Origin of the sequence: Roseobacter sp. OBYS 0001 (assembly GCF_019654895.1) — a bacterium.
Lineage (GTDB): Bacteria > Pseudomonadota > Alphaproteobacteria > Rhodobacterales > Rhodobacteraceae > Roseobacter > Roseobacter litoralis.
The window spans coordinates 59,272-76,148 of sequence record NZ_BPES01000013.1; the positions used below are offsets into that span (position 1 = coordinate 59,272).

At 57.3% G+C, this 16,877-nt stretch carries 16 protein-coding genes, 2 pseudogenes and 1 riboswitch; of the genes and pseudogenes, 5 read left to right on the forward strand and 13 right to left on the reverse strand.

Features of this window, described 5'->3' with window-relative positions:
* Window positions 1–36: 36 nt before the first annotated feature.
* The 4 genes from K5Q35_RS18875 to K5Q35_RS18890 form a co-directional block, all read right to left on the reverse strand.
* A complete protein-coding gene (locus tag K5Q35_RS18875) occupies window positions 37–942 on the reverse strand; it encodes a TIGR01459 family HAD-type hydrolase (RefSeq protein ID WP_220800956.1) in 906 nt (301 codons plus the stop codon).
* On the reverse strand, window positions 939–2,480 hold the full coding sequence (locus tag K5Q35_RS18880) for an FGGY-family carbohydrate kinase (protein ID WP_220800957.1): 1,542 nt from the start codon (window positions 2,478–2,480) through the stop codon (window positions 939–941). The genes K5Q35_RS18875 and K5Q35_RS18880 overlap by 4 nt, the downstream gene beginning before the upstream one ends.
* Before the next feature lie 80 nt (window positions 2,481–2,560).
* Window positions 2,561–3,286, reverse strand: a complete 726-nt coding sequence (locus K5Q35_RS18885) for an SDR family oxidoreductase (RefSeq protein ID WP_220800958.1) — start codon at window positions 3,284–3,286, stop codon at window positions 2,561–2,563.
* 21 nt (window positions 3,287–3,307) lie between these two features.
* Window positions 3,308–4,639 (reverse strand): iron-containing alcohol dehydrogenase, encoded by a 1,332-nt coding sequence (locus K5Q35_RS18890; RefSeq protein ID WP_220800959.1) that lies wholly within the window; start codon window positions 4,637–4,639, stop codon window positions 3,308–3,310.
* 160 nt (window positions 4,640–4,799) lie between these two features.
* Between K5Q35_RS18890 and K5Q35_RS18895 the strand changes: the two genes are divergently transcribed.
* Window positions 4,800–5,774 carry a sugar-binding transcriptional regulator gene (locus K5Q35_RS18895; RefSeq protein WP_220800960.1) on the forward strand — a complete coding sequence of 325 codons (975 nt, stop codon included), beginning with the start codon at window positions 4,800–4,802 and terminating at the stop codon, window positions 5,772–5,774.
* A gap of 84 nt (window positions 5,775–5,858) precedes the next feature.
* Here K5Q35_RS18895 and K5Q35_RS22950 read toward each other — a convergent pair.
* From K5Q35_RS22950 to K5Q35_RS18925, 5 genes and pseudogenes are all read right to left on the reverse strand, one after another.
* A pseudogene (locus tag K5Q35_RS22950) lies at window positions 5,859–6,635 on the reverse strand (TenA family protein).
* Between the two features lie 117 nt (window positions 6,636–6,752).
* Window positions 6,753–7,556 (reverse strand): bifunctional hydroxymethylpyrimidine kinase/phosphomethylpyrimidine kinase, encoded by an 804-nt coding sequence (gene thiD / locus K5Q35_RS18910; protein WP_220800961.1) that lies wholly within the window; start codon window positions 7,554–7,556, stop codon window positions 6,753–6,755.
* A complete protein-coding gene (thiE, locus tag K5Q35_RS18915) occupies window positions 7,553–8,197 on the reverse strand; it encodes a thiamine phosphate synthase (protein ID WP_220800962.1) in 645 nt (214 codons plus the stop codon). Before thiE ends, thiD begins: the two co-directional genes overlap by 4 nt.
* The gene (gene thiM / locus K5Q35_RS18920; RefSeq protein ID WP_220800963.1) at window positions 8,194–8,967 is read right to left on the reverse strand and encodes a hydroxyethylthiazole kinase; all 774 of its coding nucleotides are present in this window, start codon (window positions 8,965–8,967) and stop codon (window positions 8,194–8,196) included. The genes thiE and thiM overlap by 4 nt, the downstream gene beginning before the upstream one ends.
* A gap of 46 nt (window positions 8,968–9,013) precedes the next feature.
* Window positions 9,014–9,103, reverse strand: a riboswitch (TPP riboswitch).
* Window positions 9,104–9,191: 88 nt separating this feature from the next.
* Window positions 9,192–9,971 (reverse strand): SDR family NAD(P)-dependent oxidoreductase, encoded by a 780-nt coding sequence (locus K5Q35_RS18925; protein WP_220800964.1) that lies wholly within the window; start codon window positions 9,969–9,971, stop codon window positions 9,192–9,194.
* A gap of 154 nt (window positions 9,972–10,125) precedes the next feature.
* On the opposite strand from K5Q35_RS18925, the gene K5Q35_RS18930 reads away from it, so the two are divergent.
* The 3 genes from K5Q35_RS18930 (at window position 10,126) to K5Q35_RS18940 (ending at window position 12,954) form a co-directional block, all read left to right on the forward strand.
* Window positions 10,126–11,100, forward strand: a complete 975-nt coding sequence (locus K5Q35_RS18930) for a TRAP transporter substrate-binding protein (RefSeq protein WP_220800965.1) — start codon at window positions 10,126–10,128, stop codon at window positions 11,098–11,100.
* 68 nt (window positions 11,101–11,168) lie between these two features.
* A complete protein-coding gene (locus K5Q35_RS18935; RefSeq protein ID WP_220800966.1) occupies window positions 11,169–11,663 on the forward strand; it encodes a TRAP transporter small permease in 495 nt (164 codons plus the stop codon).
* The gene (locus K5Q35_RS18940) at window positions 11,650–12,954 is read left to right on the forward strand and encodes a TRAP transporter large permease (RefSeq protein WP_013960825.1); all 1,305 of its coding nucleotides are present in this window, start codon (window positions 11,650–11,652) and stop codon (window positions 12,952–12,954) included. The genes K5Q35_RS18935 and K5Q35_RS18940 overlap by 14 nt, the downstream gene beginning before the upstream one ends.
* 420 nt (window positions 12,955–13,374) lie before the next feature.
* Here the strand turns inward: K5Q35_RS18940 and K5Q35_RS18945 are convergent.
* The 4 genes and pseudogenes from K5Q35_RS18945 to K5Q35_RS18960 form a co-directional block, all read right to left on the reverse strand.
* A pseudogene (locus K5Q35_RS18945) lies at window positions 13,375–13,800 on the reverse strand (VTC domain-containing protein); the annotation flags it as partial.
* An 85-nt stretch (window positions 13,801–13,885) separates the two neighbouring features.
* Window positions 13,886–14,797 (reverse strand): hypothetical protein, encoded by a 912-nt coding sequence (locus K5Q35_RS18950; protein WP_220800968.1) that lies wholly within the window; start codon window positions 14,795–14,797, stop codon window positions 13,886–13,888.
* A complete protein-coding gene (locus tag K5Q35_RS18955) occupies window positions 14,794–15,243 on the reverse strand; it encodes a response regulator transcription factor (protein WP_220800969.1) in 450 nt (149 codons plus the stop codon). Before K5Q35_RS18955 ends, K5Q35_RS18950 begins: the two co-directional genes overlap by 4 nt.
* Before the next feature lie 270 nt (window positions 15,244–15,513).
* Window positions 15,514–16,161: a phosphatidylcholine/phosphatidylserine synthase gene (locus tag K5Q35_RS18960; protein ID WP_013960830.1), complete on the reverse strand. Its 648-nt coding sequence runs from the start codon at window positions 16,159–16,161 to the stop codon at window positions 15,514–15,516.
* A 242-nt stretch (window positions 16,162–16,403) separates the two neighbouring features.
* Between K5Q35_RS18960 and K5Q35_RS18965 the strand changes: the two genes are divergently transcribed.
* Window positions 16,404–16,847 (forward strand): adenylyltransferase/cytidyltransferase family protein, encoded by a 444-nt coding sequence (locus K5Q35_RS18965; protein ID WP_013960831.1) that lies wholly within the window; start codon window positions 16,404–16,406, stop codon window positions 16,845–16,847.
* Window positions 16,848–16,877 lie beyond the last annotated feature (30 nt).

Consider the following 16,877-nt stretch of genomic DNA (forward strand, 5'->3'; position numbering starts at 1 on the left):
TTTCGTGGCATATGGTTTTGTCACAGGTAAGGGGGATCAGGTCGTCGGGCAGACAAAGTCGGGTCGAATACCACACCTGCGCATGTAAGCGCCGACGTCGTGACCTGAGAACAGCCCGTGATCCTCAATCAGCACGGTTTTCATCCCCGCCGCAGCGCCGCCCAACACGTCTGTGTGCAAAGTGTCACCGACCATGGCCACGCGGTCTGGTGAGACCGCGCCGAGGCGTTCCATGACCGCCTGAAAGGCGTTCCCGAAAGGCTTGCCGAAAAACTGCGGCACAACGCCGGTGCGATCTGCCAGCGCATGGGTGAAAAAGCCGGGCTCGCAACTAAGTCCGGTTTCACGCGGGGCCACAAGATCGGGGTTGGCGCAGACAAGCGGGCGCTTTTGGGCAAGCAGAGCCTGTTCCAACGCCTGCATAAGCGCGTCATCGATGCGCTCGCTGGACAGCATTAGAAAACCATCCACCGCGGGCTGCGTGTCCGCCGTCCAAGCCACGATATCCAGATCAATGTCCTCTAACGTGTCGCTTGCCTTGCACACGGCGCCCCAGCGTCCCTTTGGTAAGTCCGCTTGGATATTCTGAACGCAGACATCGCGGCTGGTCACGATCTCATCGGCGGAAAAATCAAACCCCAGACCCCGGAACTTGGCCACGGCAAAGGCATGATCGTCGCTCGCGGCATTGGTCAGCACGATCAGCCGTTTGCCCATGGCGCGCAATTGCGCGATGCGATCGACCGCACCGGGAATGGGAGTGGCCCCCACATTCAGGACCCCAAAGGCATCCAGTACAAAGGCGTCCACATGCGGTGCGACATCTTCGAGCGTGCGGCAGGCCTGTGGTGTTGCGCAGAACTGCCCGCCCGGCAAGCGATCCCGGACCTGCTCATATCGATCAAAGGCGGCCTCGGTGGACAGGACTGCTGCATAACTCATTGTTGTTCCTCAGTGAACTTGCGCAACCCGGCGTTCCAGTCGGACAGCAGCGGCCACAGTTTTTCATAGTGCCCGCGCAATGCTTCGTAGCGTTTGACGCGTTCGGGGTTGGGCTGCACGGTTTTAACGATCTCGCCTTTCATGGCAAGAGAGGCCTCTGACAGGGTTGGATACCATCCGGCCCCATGCGCTGCTGCCATTCCGGCCCCAAGCGAGGATGCTTCACGGACATCTGATTGCAGCACCTCAACATTCAACGCGTCGGCCATGATCGAAAGAAACAGATCAGAAGAGGAGCCACCGCCAATCGCGACAACCTTGTTCAACCGACGGCCCGTCGCCTCACGCGCTTTGTCAAACGCAAGTGCCGTATCAAGTGCGAGGCCTTCGAGTATGGCGCGGTAAATGTCGCCGGTTTGCGTCGACCCGGAAAGACCGGCGATCACCCCACGCGCATCGCTGTCCCAGTTTGGCGTCATCGATCCCTGCCAATAGGGCAGCACGATCAGGCCGTTCGCGCCGATCGGGCTTTGTTGTGCTTCTTTTTCGAGGGCGTTCAGAAAGGCTGTCTGATCTTCCTTTCTGACCTGCGCCAACTGCTCTGTCATCCAGTCGATCAGGAAAGTGCCGGCCTTGAGCAGTGTTTCATAGATGTAGCCTTCTCCGGAGACTGCAATTTCCGTGCGAAACGCCTGCGAATGGGCATATTCCGGGGAATAACACCCCGCAACCAGCGCCGTGCCGAGGTTCATATAAGCGATGCCGGGTTCAACGGTTCCGGTGCCAGTGGCGGCGCATTGACCATCCCCGCCGCCCGCGACGACCGGAATACCCGCAGGCAGCCCGGTTGCCTCTGCGGCTTGCGCCGTGAGAGGTCCGATCACTGCACCGGGGCGATACAAGTCAGGCAGGATCGCCGCGTCAATGCCCGCCGCGTCCAGCAGTTCGTGCGACCAGCACCCGTGTTTCATATCCACCATGCCCATCGGGTCGGCCGAGGCCAGCGACGTAGCCCAACGCCCGGTCAGATTGCGGGTGATAAAGCAATTCACATCCGCGAAATGGCGGATCCGGGCATAGATATCCGGGTGGTTTTCGGCGATCCACAGCATGCGATAGATCGGGACAATGACATCCACCGGCTTGCCGGAGAGCGCGCGAATTTTCTCCGCGCCGTATTTTGCGGCAAAGCTGCGCTGCTGGCCTGTCGCGCGTTCATCGAGCCAAAGGCTTCCGGGCAGTAGTGGTTTTTCATCCGCGCCAAAAACGCAAAAGGTCTCGCGTTGATTTGAAACCGCAACGGCTGCAACGCGGCGCGCATCAATCTGGCCCGTCACCTCGCGCAGCGCCTCTTTCGTGCTCAGCCACCAGTATTGCGCGTCTTGTTCAAAATGTCCCGGTTTGGGATTGGAAAGTGCGATGGGACACCGCCCTTCGGCCACGAACTTTCCCTCACGCGTCCATGCAATCGCCTTGGTCGCGGTGGTCGATGAATCGATTCCAATCACACAGTCTTTGATTTCAGGATGCTCTGTCATAACCCTCGCCGCATCGTTTCCAACAGTCGCTGACGCACCGCCTGCGCGTATGTCTCTGCGACATTATCTCTCCCTTGGTTTCAGAACTTTTGCCGCGTTGGCGTGATGCAAATTTCCTGGATCAGAGCGTTTTGTGGCATCTGATAGCTGTGCAACATGATGGATGCCACATGCTCCGGGCCGATCCCGCCGCCGATCTTTTTCTTGTTGTCCTGATAGGCCTTGAGCGTATTGGGGTCATTCACCGCGCCAAGGACCTCGGTTTCGATGATGCCGGGGGACAGAACGATGACCCGCACATCGTAATCGGACAGATATTCGCGCAAGGATTCCGACACCGCGTGGACAAAGAACTTGGTGCCGCAATAGACCGTATGATCCGGATAGACCTTGCGCCCGGCAATCGAGCTCATCATGAACAGCGTGCCTGCGCGGCGCTCCATCATGTCCGACATCACGGCATGCACCGCGTTCATCACACCCTTGGTGTTGATGTCGATCATCTCATCCCATTCTTCGGGGGGCTGTGTGCCGATATCAGCGAGCCGCGCAATACCGGCGTTGCAGAACATCATATCGACGGGGCCGTATGCGGCTTCGCCCTTTTCGACGGCCGCCCGGATCTGGGCACGGTCACGCACGTCAACCTCGCAACACACCGCATTGGGCAGGTTCAGCGCCTCCATCCGGTCAAGGCGGCGCGCCATCAACAAGACAGGATGCCCGGAATCCGAAAAGGTTTTCGCCACGGCGGCCCCGATACCGGAGCTGGCGCCCGTAATTGCGACCAATGGTTTTGTGCTCATCTTACCCTCCCCTGAAATGGCTTACGTCTGGATCGCGATGAATTGCTCAAGCTGACCGGCATTAGCGGCGATATCGACAAAGGAAAACCTGTCTCGCATCTCATGTCCATGGCGCACGGCCTCGCGGTAAAATTCAAGGTCAATTCCAAGGTCCGCAGCGGTCGTTGGCGCGCCTGCATCCGCGAGCAGCTTCTCCATCTCCTGGACCGGGATCATGAATTGGCGTAACTCGCGCTGAAGCTCAGGCCATAGGGTGGCCAGTTTGTGATTGACCGCGTCCAAGGCGTCACCGTCCAGTGCCTTGCGCCGCAGTTGTTCGATGCAGTCGGTGGCGGCGGTGCCCATGCGCTTTTTCATCCCTTCGGTATCAATTGGCGTCGGTTTCATCACCGGTGCGCTATCCTGCGCCAGAAGTCCCTGCTGAATGCGTGCCATGGTCAGGCTGGCCACACCCACCTGTTGCCCATGCAGCGTGCCGGGATGCCGCGCCCCTGCAAAGCAATCAATGTAGTGCGAGATCTGATGTTCGCCCATGGAACCGGGATTGGACATGCCGATAAATCCGATGCCGAGCCCGCAGAGCGTCAACACGCGATAAAGCCGTGCCGTCGCTTCGATATCGCCCTGCGGCAAAAGATGGGCACATTTGTTCAATTCGATTTCATCCGCGATCTGGATGTCAAACGGTACGGAGCGATAGAGCGTGCCGAGCAAACGGTGCGACATCCACCAATCCACCTGCGCCACCGAGCGGGCAACGCAATCGGCAAACCCCGATGCGCTAAGATGCGAGGGTGCCGCCGCAGAGACAGCCATATCCACGAAGAACCCGGCCGGGGCTTGCGCTGGCAGCGAAACCTTCAAGCCGGAGTCCAGTGTCATGCTGGCCGTGGTTGACGTATATCCGTTCATCGAGGCCGCAGTGGAAAACACAGCATAGCGCCGCCCGTCCTGCGCGGTGACGTATTTGCACAGGTCATTGAGGGTGCCTGAGCCGACCGCGATGACGCTGTCGTATCCTTTGAGTTGGTCCGCCAGTGCGGCTGCCGTCTGCATGTCCGCATGGGGGTTTTTCAGAACGATTGCCGCCTCGCCGCCGATGGGTTTGAGTGCGCGCGCGACGCGCCCGCCCAATACGTCATACGTGTTCTCATCGGCAACAACAGCGAGCTTTTCTCCAAGCTTCAGCCTGCCAACAAGCACTTGTTCCATCCCGTCAAGGCTCTCCCTGAAGACGATGGACTCGTAGGGGACGGAAACCTTCTTGCCAGCCTCGGCATCATAGAAGTCACCTGCAACGATATCGTCGATCAAGGTCGTCCAGTTGCGGCTGTCCATTTCCGCTAAGTCCATGGCGTTGCTGCTCCCATTGCTGGATCGGTGTCCGAAAGTCGGCATAAAGTAGCAGCAAATTTACAAATGTAAATTACAAATATACATGTGTATCTGAGTTGTGCTAATAGCTGGGGTGGGTCAAGAGTGTTCCTCGTCGCTACTAGAATTGACTGCGCATATGAAACGTTTGAAAAAACCAGTTGAGTTTTCCGATGCGGCTGTTTGGGCGGCATGGCTCTATTATGTTGATGAACTGACACAGAAAGAAATCGCCGACCGGTTGGGCACGTCGCGTGTGACTGTCATCAAACTGTTGGCCGAGGCGAAAGAACGCGGCCTCGTTAAGATCGAAATTGACACGACCGTCGCCTCACATGTGGCCTTGTCCCGTCAGATGGCAGATCATTTTGGTCTGCAAGAGGCCCTTATCATTCCCTCGCTGGAAGGCGCCGATGATTTGAAAAGGCTGGGCCGTGCCGCCTCTATCATGCTGGTTGGCAATCTGAAGGACGGGGAAACGCTTGCCGTGGCCTGGGGGCGCACCGTCGCTGCCGTTGCGCAATCCGTGCCCGGGCATACGCGGTTGGATGACATCACGGTATGCCAACTGGTGGCCAGCCCGGACGGTATGGCCAGTGATTTTTCACCCGAACTGTGCTCGTCTCTGTTGGCCAATCGCTTGCGCGCCAAATGCGTCAACATCCTTGCCCCTGCAGTCGTTTCCAACGCCGAAGTCAAAGCCAGCCTGATGGCGGAACCCTCGATTGCGGCCCAATTCGAGGTGATCCGCAACGCCTCCACCGCTTTGTTCGGTGTCGGCGAATTGGGCGCGGGTTCGACAATTTCCACCCATAATGTGCATAAAGCTGAGACGCTGAGCGCTGTAGAGGCAGACGGCGCTTTGGCCGTCATCATGGGGCTTTTCATAGATGCCGACGGCAATGAAGTGCGCTCGCCGGTGCATGACCAGCTGATTGGCGCGACGCTGGAGAATTTACACGCGATCCCGCGTCGCATTTGTGTGGCCGGAGGTCTGCATAAAACAGCCGCCATCCGGGCTGCCTTGCTTGGGAAGCTCGCGACCCATCTGGTGATAGACGAGGCCACCGCGCAAAGCGTGCTGGACTCCGATTTGACGGATCAGCCTGACTGATCCCGCAGGACCCGGCGATCTGCGCAACTGCCAGCTGCCCCGCGAGGGCAGGCGGCATGGCTCGGCAAAGGGCGCGTGCGTTGTTCATGCGCCGCGCAATCCCATATCCCAAAAACCGATTTCCAGCCGGGTGGCGGTGGCAAAGCGGGCTTGTAACTGTGGCCATCGTGGCGAAGCACTCGGATGAGGCCCCAAACGGCGTGTCACCGCCGCATCGATCAAGACGCCCACCGAAGTCATAGCCTTCTGATAACCAGCATCGGCATAGAGCGTCTGACGAAATGCCTGAAACATCAAGTATCACGTAACGCGTTGAAATCTTTGATTTCAGGCAGCGTTACGTGATTCAGGTTTTTCGCATGACGCTTTAGGTGCCGATCCAGTCGCCATAGGGCGTGTCGGGGGCGGCTGTTGCGGCCAGTCGTGTTCCGATTTCGCCATAGCCGAAAAAACAGGGTGCGAGTGCAGCCAACAGATCAAGCAAATCCCCCTGCAGCCCCGTGTCCATGACGTAGCGGGTATAGGCAAGGTTCTCGAATTCTTCACGGGCGGCATATAGCGTTGCTTCATCAATGCCTTCGGCTGCGCAGGTTTGCACATGAAGGGCCATCTCGTGATTGACCAAGGCAACAACGGTTCTGGCACCATACTTCATCTCATCCAGCGTCTCAGACTTGACCACGCCCGCGCGAAATGAACGAGGAACACGTAGTCCTGAACAAGGTAATGCAGAAACGCGGCGCGCGGCAGCGATCCATCTCGCAGCCCTTCCACGAAATCATTGTGGGTATATGCCTGACAGGGTTCAGGGCATCCTGCACGCCAGAGCGAAAAGGTCTCCCCATACACAGAACCGGTCATAGTGCGGCCCCATCTCTTGCGGTGTTGCTGATCTGTGCAAGGTGGCCCGCGTTTTGTCTGGTAACAACGAAGTGCAGGATGGTGTCACAGTGTAAAGACTTTATAGGTCATTCACTTTCATTGCGCGTAAAGGGATGCGAAATGGTGCGTCGGCCCGTGGCCGGTACCCACGGACAAGGCGTCTGCATGCGCAATGACCTGTGCGACATAGGATTTGGCGGCAGCTGTGGCAGCGGCGGGGGGCAGTCCTTTGGCCAATTGCGCGGCCAGGGCCGATGACAGCGTGCAGCCGGTGCCATGGGTGTTTGATGTGTCGGCCCGCTTTGCGTCAAACCATGTCACGGCCTCTGCGGTGACAAGGCAATCAGGGCTGTGAGGCTCGTCAAGGTGCCCGCCTTTGATCAGTGCCGCCTTGGCACCAAGGGCGCAAAGTGCAGCGCCTTGCGCGGCCATCTCGTCGCGTGTTGTGGCGATGGCCATACCAAGCAGATGAGCGGCTTCGGGCAGGTTTGGCGTCAGGACGGTTGCCATCGGCAACAAGGACGCGCGCAGGGTATCCACCGCCTCCGGCTCCAGCAGCGCGGCACCCCCTTTGGCAATCATCACCGGATCAAGCACGATGGGGATGTCGCTGTGCCCCTGCAACGCATCTGCCACAGCGGCTGCGATCTCAGCATTGGCAATCATACCGACCTTGATCGCATCGACGCGGATGTCGGCAAAGATGGCTGTGATCTGCGCTTGGACGAACGCGGGCGGAACCGGATGAATACCAGTCACGCCCTGCGTATTCTGTGCAGTCAACGCCGTGATGGCCGCCATGGCAAAGGCACCATTGGCTGAAATTGCCTTGATGTCGGCCTGAACCCCCGCGCCTCCGGAGGGGTCAGAACCTGCGATACTCAGGAAGTTTGGGATCATGTTTTGTGCTCCGGTTTGAAGGAGTGAAATGCGCGCGCCGCCGCCTTTGGGTCGGCCTGACCGCAGATGGCTGAAACGACGGCCATGCCATCCGCTCCGCTGGCAAGCACACCATCTATATGGTCGGGCTTGAGGCCGCCAATCGCGACATTCGGCAAAGACGACAGCGCGATCAGATCGGCCAGTCCGTCAAAACCCGTGGGCTGCGCGTGGTCGGTTTTCGTATCCGTGCCAAAAACAGGGCCCAGCCCAAGGTAATCCACATAGGCCGGGTCCGCGTCGCGCACGGTCTGCGGCGTTTCGCACGACAGACCCAGAATTCTGTCGGGGCCGAGCATCGCGCGGGCTTTGTCCGGCGCAATATCGCCCTGACCGATATGCGCGCCATCTGCATCCGCGGCGACTGCGGCAGTAACATCATCATTGATGACGAGCGGAACGCCGGGGCCCTGCAAGGCGGCCTTGAGCGCCATCGCGAGGTCAATGCGCTGCGCGGTGGTGGCGTGTTTGGCGCGCAGTTGCACCATCGTCACCCCACCCGCCACCGCACGGCGCACGGTCTCCACGATGCCTGTTTGCGCACAAAGCTGCGGGTCGGTCACCAGATAGAGCCGCAAGTGATCTTTCAACTGGCCCGTCATCCGATGACCTGTGCCAAATCAGCGGGCTGTGTGTTGGCAAGTGCATCAAGGAAATGGACCTGAAAGCTGCCCGGCCCCTCGGCGCGCTTTGCAGCGGCACTGCCTGCGACTTTGAAATGCGCAAGGGCGGCGAGCGCCGCGTCGAAAGCCGGACCTGTGGCTGCATATGCGCCCATCAATGCGGTCTGAGAGCAGCCCAGAGCGGTAATCTGCGGCATCAGGGGCGAGCCGCCCGAAACCTGCGCCTCGCGGGTGCCATCGGTCAGATAATCAACGGGGCCGGTGATCGCGACGACCGACCCAAACTGGGTCGCAAGCGATTTGGCAGCCCCCTGAGCGGCCTCTACGCTGTCCCCGCTGTCGGCCCCTTTCCCAGCCCCTGCTTCCCCGGCCAGTGCCAGAATTTCAGATGCGTTGCCGCGCAGGATCGTAGGGCGTTGTGCGACCAGAAGCTGCGCTGCACGTTTGCGATAATCGGAGATGAAGTGCGCAACAGGATCCAGAACCCACGGGATATTCTGCGCATTGGCCGCCGTTGCCGCCGCCACCATACTGGCCTGCCAAGGCGCTGACAGTGTTCCGATATTGATCGTCAACGCGCCGCAAACAGGTGTAAATTCGGCGATTTCCTCGGGCGCATGGACCATGGCGGGTGATGCACCCGCTGCCAAAACGACGTTTGCCGCGACATTCATCGCCACGTAGTTCGTTATGCAGTGCACCAAAGGATTCTGGTTGCGCAGCGCAGTCAGCAGGTCATGTGGGGCCATTGTGTTTCCTCTTTTTGCAAGCAAAAAGAGGTGCGATGTATGCAGCACAAGTAGACATACAACCTCCCTCCGCCAGCACTATCTGGTTCAGGTTCGAAGGGTACGTCTCAGCTTTTCAGCGCCCCTGGTGCATAAACGGCTAATTTTTTTCGGTCGGGTCGTCAAACTGATTCAACGCGTCATACGCAGCGGCATCCATCACCCATGCGGTTTTGCGCTGCCGGTTAAGGCATAAGCTGTCCGCCGTTCACTTCGATCGTCTGGCCAATGATATATCCCGCCAGACGATTTGACGCCAGAAAGAGGTATGCGCCTACGCAGTCCTTAGCGCTTCCCAAACGCCCTTGCGGAATGGTTGCCAGCATCGCGTCCATCTGCGCTGCGGTCGAGTAGCGTTCATGAAATGGCGTATCAATCACACCGGGCGCGACCGCGTTCACCCGGATACCATGGGCGATCCATTCTTTGGCCATACCCCGGGTGACGTTTGAAACGAATGCCTTTGACGAGCCATAAAGCCCGGCACCGTTGCTCGCGCCGTTTCTGGCTGCAATCGAGGATGTATGTATGACGAAACCGCCGTTCACCTTTAGATGGGGGAAGGCAGCCTTGGAGGCCACAAGGATTGAACGGGCGTTTAAATCCATGATGTCGTCGTAATCTGTGTCGGTCACATCGGTGTAGGCAACCCGCCTGACCATGCCACCGGCATTGTTGATGAGCCCGTCAAGGCCGCCGAGCGCCGCTGAGGCGGCTTCAACCGCAGCGCCCATCGCCGCACTGTCTGACGCATCCGCTCGGATCAGATGCGCTGTGCCGCCTTTAGCCTCTATGTTGCGCGCCACGGTTTCCGCAGCTTCACTGCTTGAATTGTAATGCACACCGACATGTGCCCCTTGTGATGCAAATGCCCCTGCCAGCGCCGCTCCGATGCCGGTTGATGCGCCAGTAATCAGAATGCGTTTGCCTTTGAACTCGGGTATTCTCAAAGCATGTTCCGACATGAAGGGACTCCTGACAGACCCTCGCAGGTCCAGATTACTTTCGGCTGCAAAGGACTTTGGTAAATAAACAGTTGTTGCGTATACGGTCAGACTCAAACCATACTGTAGTCTCCGGGCGGCCGTCTAGTAGCCGCCAGAAAACTGGGAGGATTGTATGAAATACTTGGCTGTAGCAACATGCATTGCATTGGCATCGGGGGCCACGACGACGTCGGCGACCGAACTTGTGGGCGCTGTGCAGTTCGACGAATCTCACGCCTTTACCAAAGCATTGCGGGAGTTCGAGCGCGTCGCGGGCGAATGTTCCGGTGGCTCGCTCACCTTTGATCTGCACCTGAATTCAGAGCTTGGGCTGGAGAAGGATTATTTTGAAAACATGAGCCAGGGCATCGCGGTGGATTACGCCATTGTCAGCCCATCGCATATGTCGACTTTCTCGCAGAAAGCGCCCTTGATGGACATGCCGTTCCTGTTTCGTGATCTGGATCACTGGAATGCCGTAATGGAACAGGATGCTCTTGCTCCGCTCGCCGCGGACGTTCTGCAGCAGGCGGATGTGCGGCTGATCGGCTACGCGGGCGGTGGCACGCGCAACCTGATCGTGAACAAGCCCGTGACCACGATGGAAGAACTCCAAGGGCTGCCAATGCGCGTCATGGGAGCACCGATCCAGACCCGTATCTTCGAAGCCATCAAGGCGGCCCCCTCGGTCATCGCCTATAGCGAAGTCTATAACGCCATCCAGACCGGCGTAATCGACGCGGCCGAGAACGAGGCGGCAGGCATCGAACAGATGAAGTTCTACGAGGTTGGTCCAGAGATTTCGCTGACACGGCATGCCATCACCGTCAGGCCAATTGCATTCTCAAACGCGACGTTTGAGCGGCTGACGCCAGAAGAACAGGCCTGCGTGATGGAAGCGGGCAAGGCTGGTGGCAAGCTGGGCCGCGATCTTGAAAGCGGTCAGGACAGCGAAAAACTGTCGGCGATGGAATCTGCAGGCTTGCTCAAAACCCATGAGTTTACGGAGCGCGACAAGCTTTTGGAACTCGCCGGTCCTGTGAAGCGGTCATATGCCGAAGAACTGGGCGCGACTGACGTCCTAGAAGCGATTGAAGCTGTAAACTGATCTATATCCGGGTTCCGTGTCCTCGTGACGCGGAACCCGCCCACCACTCAGACAAAACGAGACGCGCCATGCGTATGTTTCTCGAAGGCTATTATCGCCTTCTGAAGTTCCTTATCACTCTGTTGATGGCCGCGCTGATCGTTCCGGTGACGATGCAGATCCTGAGCCGGTACACCGGAATGGTACCGCGTTACATCTGGACGGAAGAGATCGCGCGTTTCTGCTTTGTCTGGATCATCCTGATCGGTGCGATGATCGCCGTTCGGGACGGCACCCATTTCGACGTTGATGTGTTGCCCCATACCCAGAACCGGCATATCGAGTTCGCCTCCAAATTGTTTGTGCACTTGTCCATCCTTGTGATGGCGCTGTCGTTTCTGTGGTGGGGGCGCGATTTCTTTGTGCTCGGCGCACGACAACAGTCCGAAATATCCGGACTGCCCATGTGGATGATCTATGTCGCCTGGCCCATCGCGGGGGGCACGTGGACGATATTTACCGTTGAGCGCATATTCGATGATTTTCAAGTGTTCAAAAAGGGAATGGTCGATGGGGCCGGGTGAAGTCGCTGCCATTCTGTTTGGCACTTTTGGCATTCTTGTTGCGCTGCGCGTGCCAGTTGCCTTTGCGCTGGGGCTGGCCGTGGTGCCGGTCTTTTTCATCGAGGACCGCCTGACGCCCGTTCTGCTCATGCGCGAGATGTTCAAGAGCTATAACGCTTTCATCCTTCTGGCGGTCCCGTTTTTTCTGCTGGCGGCCAATCTGATGAATGCGGCTGGTATAACGGATCGGCTGATCCGCCTTGCGCGCGCGATGGTTGGGCATCTGCCGGGTGGGGTAGGGCATGTGAATGTGGTCGTCTCCATGCTGTTTGCCGGCACCTCCGGGTCATCGACCGCCGATGCGGCGGGCATCGGATCGCTTTTGATCCCGCAGATGAAGAAAGAGGGGTACGATTCATCTTTCGCGGTGGCCATCACGGCCTGTTCCAGCGTCATGGGGGTTATTATTCCGCCCTCGATCCTGATGATCGTCTGGGGTGGGCTGATGTCGGTTTCGATCGGGGGGCTGTTTCTGGCTGGTGTGATCCCCGGCATTCTCATCGCGGGCTCGCAGATGGTAACGGTCTATATCTACGCCAAGCGGCGGGGCTATCCGGTGCACACACGCTCCACACTCGTCGAACTCTTCCGCGCGGCGGCTGGCGCGTCCTTGGCGCTCATGACGCCGCTGATCATCGTGGGCGGGATTGTTGGTGGGTTTTTCACACCGACCGAAGCCTCGGTGGTCGCCGTCCTTTATTCGCTGTTTCTGGGCATGTTTATCTATCGTACGATCACGCCGCGCCAACTGCCGCATATCCTTTACGACAGCGCGCGTTTCGCCGCGATTACGCTGTTCTGCATCGGCACCGCATCTGCCTTTGGATGGTGTCTGGCTTATTTCAAAATCCCTGCCACATTGGTGGCCTATATTGACCAGCTCGGTCTGGGCGTCATCGGCATTGGGATCATGTGTGCCCTTGCGTTCCTTCTGATTGGCATGTTCATCGACGCGATTCCCGCGATCATTATTCTGGGCACGGTGTTATTCCCGGTGACGCAGCATGTGGGGATGCACCCGATCCATTTCGGTATCATAGGTATCATGAGCCTTGCGTTTGGGCTGGTCACACCGCCCTATGGGCTCTGTCTGTTGATCAGTGCCGCGATTGGCAAAATAAGACTGATCGAAGCGCTGAAAGACGTGGTCGTCATCTTGCTGCCAATGATCTTTGTGTTGTTGATCATTATTCTTGTGCCTGATCTCATTCTCGCGCTGCCACGCTGGCTGATGCCGAATTTCATTCAGTGAAGCGTGGCAGGTTGTGCTTCCGGTGCGCGCAGATCATCTGTGATTGCGATCCTCGCTTGGCGGGTCCACAGGTCACCATTACTGAGAGAAACGTTGCCGGATTGCCGCGCTGCGCGAACTGGGGGAGGGGTGCTTCTGACACCCCGTTTCCGAAAAGAGTGGGCGGGAGATGCCCCGATACCTGCGCGGCCATCACCGTGTTCTCTTTTGCCTCAGGTGTGAGACATAACCGGCAGAAAACACGTTGGATGATGTAGCCCGAGTGGGGCAGGGCATGTAACAAAAGCCGAACCCTCATGCGGCCAGAAAAGCCGGATTCTCTGCCGATTGGGTGGAGGTTATATGTGGCAACAGGCGCCGGAAAGCGGGCAAGAACTTGTTAAATCGTGGCACAATCCCAAGTGCGGCAAGACCGATGCGTTATTTGGAGCACGAGCCGACGCGGTGGTAGCCATTGCTGCGCAGGACCGTGTCGGCAATCCCCCGACCAAAGGCTGATTTCGTCTCAACGACAACCATTTTGGGTGAAGTTGCGGCCTCATTCCTAGCGTTCCAGAACTGCAAGTTACGATCAATGGTCATGCGCTCGCCGCCCGCACGGGCAACAAGTGTCATCCTTTCGTGTTGCACTTGTATGACCGGCAGATAGGGCGCGTTCAGCCCTCGACCGTAGTGACCGAGGTGGGATTGTTCGGCGAACTGCATGGCCGGGGCGGTCAACTGGTCCAGTGCCGAAGGGTCATGCGGCAGGCGTTTCTTGACCGTGACTTTCCGAAGCGACTTCAGGTTCACTTCGACAAAGCAGATGTCAGCACCGAGGTAGTGCCGCGTGTGCAGCGTGGAACGCCGCCGACGACCCGCTCATGAGAGCCAACGGCGTGAGCGCCTTGACCGCTTCTTCCGCTACCTCATTCAGGTCAACATGATCATCTTAGCCAACCTCCATTCGATCCGCGCCCGAGGACAAAAGGTATTGAGTGACCGCTCGCGACAGTGCCTTGACGTCATCACGCATGGGGTCGAGCGTTGGGTCATCCGACAGGTTACTTAACCGCGCAACCAGAACTGCCACGGGCGTTCGCAAGGCGTGTGCGGCTTCTGCGGGACGTCGCTTTTCGCTCTCCAGTTCACTGTTAAGCCTGTCAACCGCACGGCTGACTGCATCTGTCAGATACTTGATTTCAGCGGGTGGATTATCGTGTTGGAATAAACCTGATGGCTTGTCGGGCGAAATTTCCCTTGCCCAGCCCGCGGCCTCCGCGACCGGCCTCAAGTCGCGGCGAATTCTCAAAAGCACACCACCAATCAAGATATCCAAAGTCGGAAGCACGGGACGCAGGACATGGTCAAAAAATTTGCCCAAAATCTCTGCTCTGATCAAGTTAGCCGGATCGCCGATCATTGCAAAGTAGACGCGATAACGTCCTTCCGGCCCAAAGATGACGTGCGATGCGTAGGTTTCCATCTCGCCAAGAGCCGCCTCGCGTGCAATCCAGTCATCCAGTTCAATCGGACTTCCCAGCAGATTGGTGGGGAGCAATTCTTGGTTCATGCTGTCGATGAGACGGTTCTGTGAATCCACCAGCACATATCCATAGGCATTGGGATAATTTGCGAAATGAGGCGGAGCCGCATCCTGAATACGCACAGCGTTTGCAGACGCTGCCAGCAGGGCCTGATCAAGGTAACCGATCTCGCGACTGACGGCATCTCCCAAAAGCGCACTGTCGAGGGCAACATCGTACATGGCGACAAAAGCAATGTTCGCAACCAGCACGGCAGCGGAAATCCATATCAGTCGCCGCTTTAAGCGTGTGGACCCTCGCTCGCGTTTTTGCGTCATCTTCGCAAGTGGCTCCCATCCAGCAACATCCAGCCAATGCCGCGTACTGTCCGCATGCTGATGTCTGCCTTGGAAGCTTCCAGCCTGCGCCGCAAACGCGATACGGTCGCATCAACCGCATTTGTCGTGATGTCTGCGTCCTGATCATAGCGGCTTTCCGCGAAGGCGCGACGCGACGCAACCTTATTTTTGCGCCACATCAGGATTTCCAGCACGTCAACTTCTCGGCGACCGACGCCGAGCAGAGTGCTGTTCATACGTGCTTTGCGATGGGCGGTATCAAGGCGCTGTGACCCGGCCTCAAGAACCACGCTCAAACAGCTGCCGGGTCTGCGCAAAACGGCACGGTACGGCGCAATCAACTCTGATACCTCCATAGGTTTGACAAGGTTATCATCGGCCCCCCCGTTCAACCCCAAGCGGATTGTCGGCAGCGTTGTTGCCAATAGCGGCAGCGCTACCCGTAGAGCCAGTACGCGGAAAACCCAGCCTGCTTTACCTCACCCTGTGAGCCACTCGCAGCCGCTGCGTTGCCGCAAGCGGTCAAGAGCGAATGACAGCTGTCCGCCGCGATTTCATTTTCGGGAGGGCACCGCGTGCCATCAGATGGGTGCGTTCGTTATCGGGGATGCCAAGGTCGTCGTCGCGCATTTCCAACTCAACTATGCTGCGCCGCCTAAGTGGCGAAATAACGGCGACTTTTATTGATGACAGGGCTAAAACAGCGTCGATCCGTAGAAAATGGAAACTGCCAGGGTATAGGCGGCAAGAAGAGCAACGTTGATGGGATTGCCGGAGAGCTTCGGCGTTTTTATCTGGGAGACATTCAAGCCTGCGAGGCACAGGCCGGCGGCTGCGAGGATGATCGAGAACACCATCTGATCAAACAAACCTGCAAACATAAAGATGAAGACGAGAAGGATGCTGTTGTTATCAATAGCCAATCCGGTGTATTTTGCATCATCCGACAGGCCAAAAGTGCTGAAGTAACTTAGCCGGGTCACACCGAAGACGAGCATTATGAAGGCAACCGGCAAAAAGGCCGGGCTGAAATTGGCATAGCTCAGGACTAAAACTGCAGGTGTGACGCCATAGCTTACGATATCAATCAAGAGGTCCAGCTGGCCGCCAAACTTGCGATCATCGCCAGTGCGACCGGTCATCTTGCGGGCAATAAGCCCATCGGCCCAATCAAATGCGACTGCCCAGATCATGCCAATCATGGCAGCGGCATACAGACCCGTTATCAGAAAATAGATCGCCAAGAGCGTGCAGCCCAATCCTGCGAGAGAACAGATATTGGGCAGATCCTTAATGTAAGACAGAATAGGGCGTTGAGGAGAAATGGCGTTTTCAGTTGTCATGGCAGGTCCTTTGAGTTAGAGGATGAGGCCCCTGTTCAATCTTTGACAGGCAATCTCTGCTTCCCATTCTGTGTGCATTTGAAACGCGTAGTCTTCAAAACACCAAACAACTCCAGATTTTAGAAAATCTGGGGTTAAGTCAGTTTAATTGTTTGAAACTAAACGACAAAATTCACGTTAGCGTGCATTTCGATGCCGTTAGCTAGCACTGTTTGTGGGCAGGTAAAAGGAGAATACGTAGAATGATCGTCTATACAGTCGGCACTTTCGATTTACTCCATGTTGGCCATCTTGCTCTGCTGAACCATTGCAAGTCACTTGGTGATGTTCTCGCGGTCGGCGTCGCGTCGGATGAGGTCGTGAACCTTTACAAACCAAACGTTCCTGTCGTTCCGTTGGAGCAGCGCGTTGAGATGTTGCAAGCGCTTAGCTGTGTCGACATCGTTCGACCCTACCATGAATTGGAATATGTGTCAGGCTGCATAGCGGTGGACGTGGATATCTTTGTCATTGGCGAAGATTGGGGCACCCAGGCACACAATCTGGATGTGGATGCTTATTTGAGGGAGATGGGCAAAGAAATTGCTCAGGTTCGGTATAATCCACGCACGTCTTCTACAAGAATAAAGCAAATGGTTTTGGCGCAATCGCAGGCGCACAGAAAACCAGAACTGATGGTGTCTTAATCGCCATTCCTCACTCAAAGCCGTGCATGC

Excerpts from the sequence above, each read along its gene's own strand:
- K5Q35_RS18895 (WP_220800960.1), top strand. The coding sequence starts at position 4,800 with ATGAAACGTTTGAAAAAACCAGTTGAGTTTTCCGATGCGGCTGTTTGG.
- K5Q35_RS18925 (WP_220800964.1), bottom strand. The coding sequence starts at position 9,971 with ATGTCGGAACATGCTTTGAGAATACCCGAGTTCAAAGGCAAACGCATT.
- K5Q35_RS18890 (WP_220800959.1), bottom strand. The coding sequence starts at position 4,639 with ATGGACTTAGCGGAAATGGACAGCCGCAACTGGACGACCTTGATCGAC.
- K5Q35_RS18875 (WP_220800956.1), bottom strand. The coding sequence starts at position 942 with ATGAGTTATGCAGCAGTCCTGTCCACCGAGGCCGCCTTTGATCGATAT.
- K5Q35_RS18880 (WP_220800957.1), bottom strand. The coding sequence starts at position 2,480 with ATGACAGAGCATCCTGAAATCAAAGACTGTGTGATTGGAATCGATTCA.
- thiM (WP_220800963.1), bottom strand. The coding sequence starts at position 8,967 with ATGGCCCCACATGACCTGCTGACTGCGCTGCGCAACCAGAATCCTTTG.
- K5Q35_RS18965 (WP_013960831.1), top strand. The coding sequence starts at position 16,404 with ATGATCGTCTATACAGTCGGCACTTTCGATTTACTCCATGTTGGCCAT.
- thiD (WP_220800961.1), bottom strand. The coding sequence starts at position 7,556 with ATGATCCCAAACTTCCTGAGTATCGCAGGTTCTGACCCCTCCGGAGGC.
- thiE (WP_220800962.1), bottom strand. The coding sequence starts at position 8,197 with ATGACGGGCCAGTTGAAAGATCACTTGCGGCTCTATCTGGTGACCGAC.
- K5Q35_RS18940 (WP_013960825.1), top strand. The coding sequence starts at position 11,650 with ATGGGGCCGGGTGAAGTCGCTGCCATTCTGTTTGGCACTTTTGGCATT.
- K5Q35_RS18930 (WP_220800965.1), top strand. The coding sequence starts at position 10,126 with ATGAAATACTTGGCTGTAGCAACATGCATTGCATTGGCATCGGGGGCC.
- K5Q35_RS18935 (WP_220800966.1), top strand. The coding sequence starts at position 11,169 with ATGCGTATGTTTCTCGAAGGCTATTATCGCCTTCTGAAGTTCCTTATC.
- K5Q35_RS18885 (WP_220800958.1), bottom strand. The coding sequence starts at position 3,286 with ATGAGCACAAAACCATTGGTCGCAATTACGGGCGCCAGCTCCGGTATC.
- K5Q35_RS18960 (WP_013960830.1), bottom strand. The coding sequence starts at position 16,161 with ATGACAACTGAAAACGCCATTTCTCCTCAACGCCCTATTCTGTCTTAC.
- K5Q35_RS18950 (WP_220800968.1), bottom strand. The coding sequence starts at position 14,797 with ATGACGCAAAAACGCGAGCGAGGGTCCACACGCTTAAAGCGGCGACTG.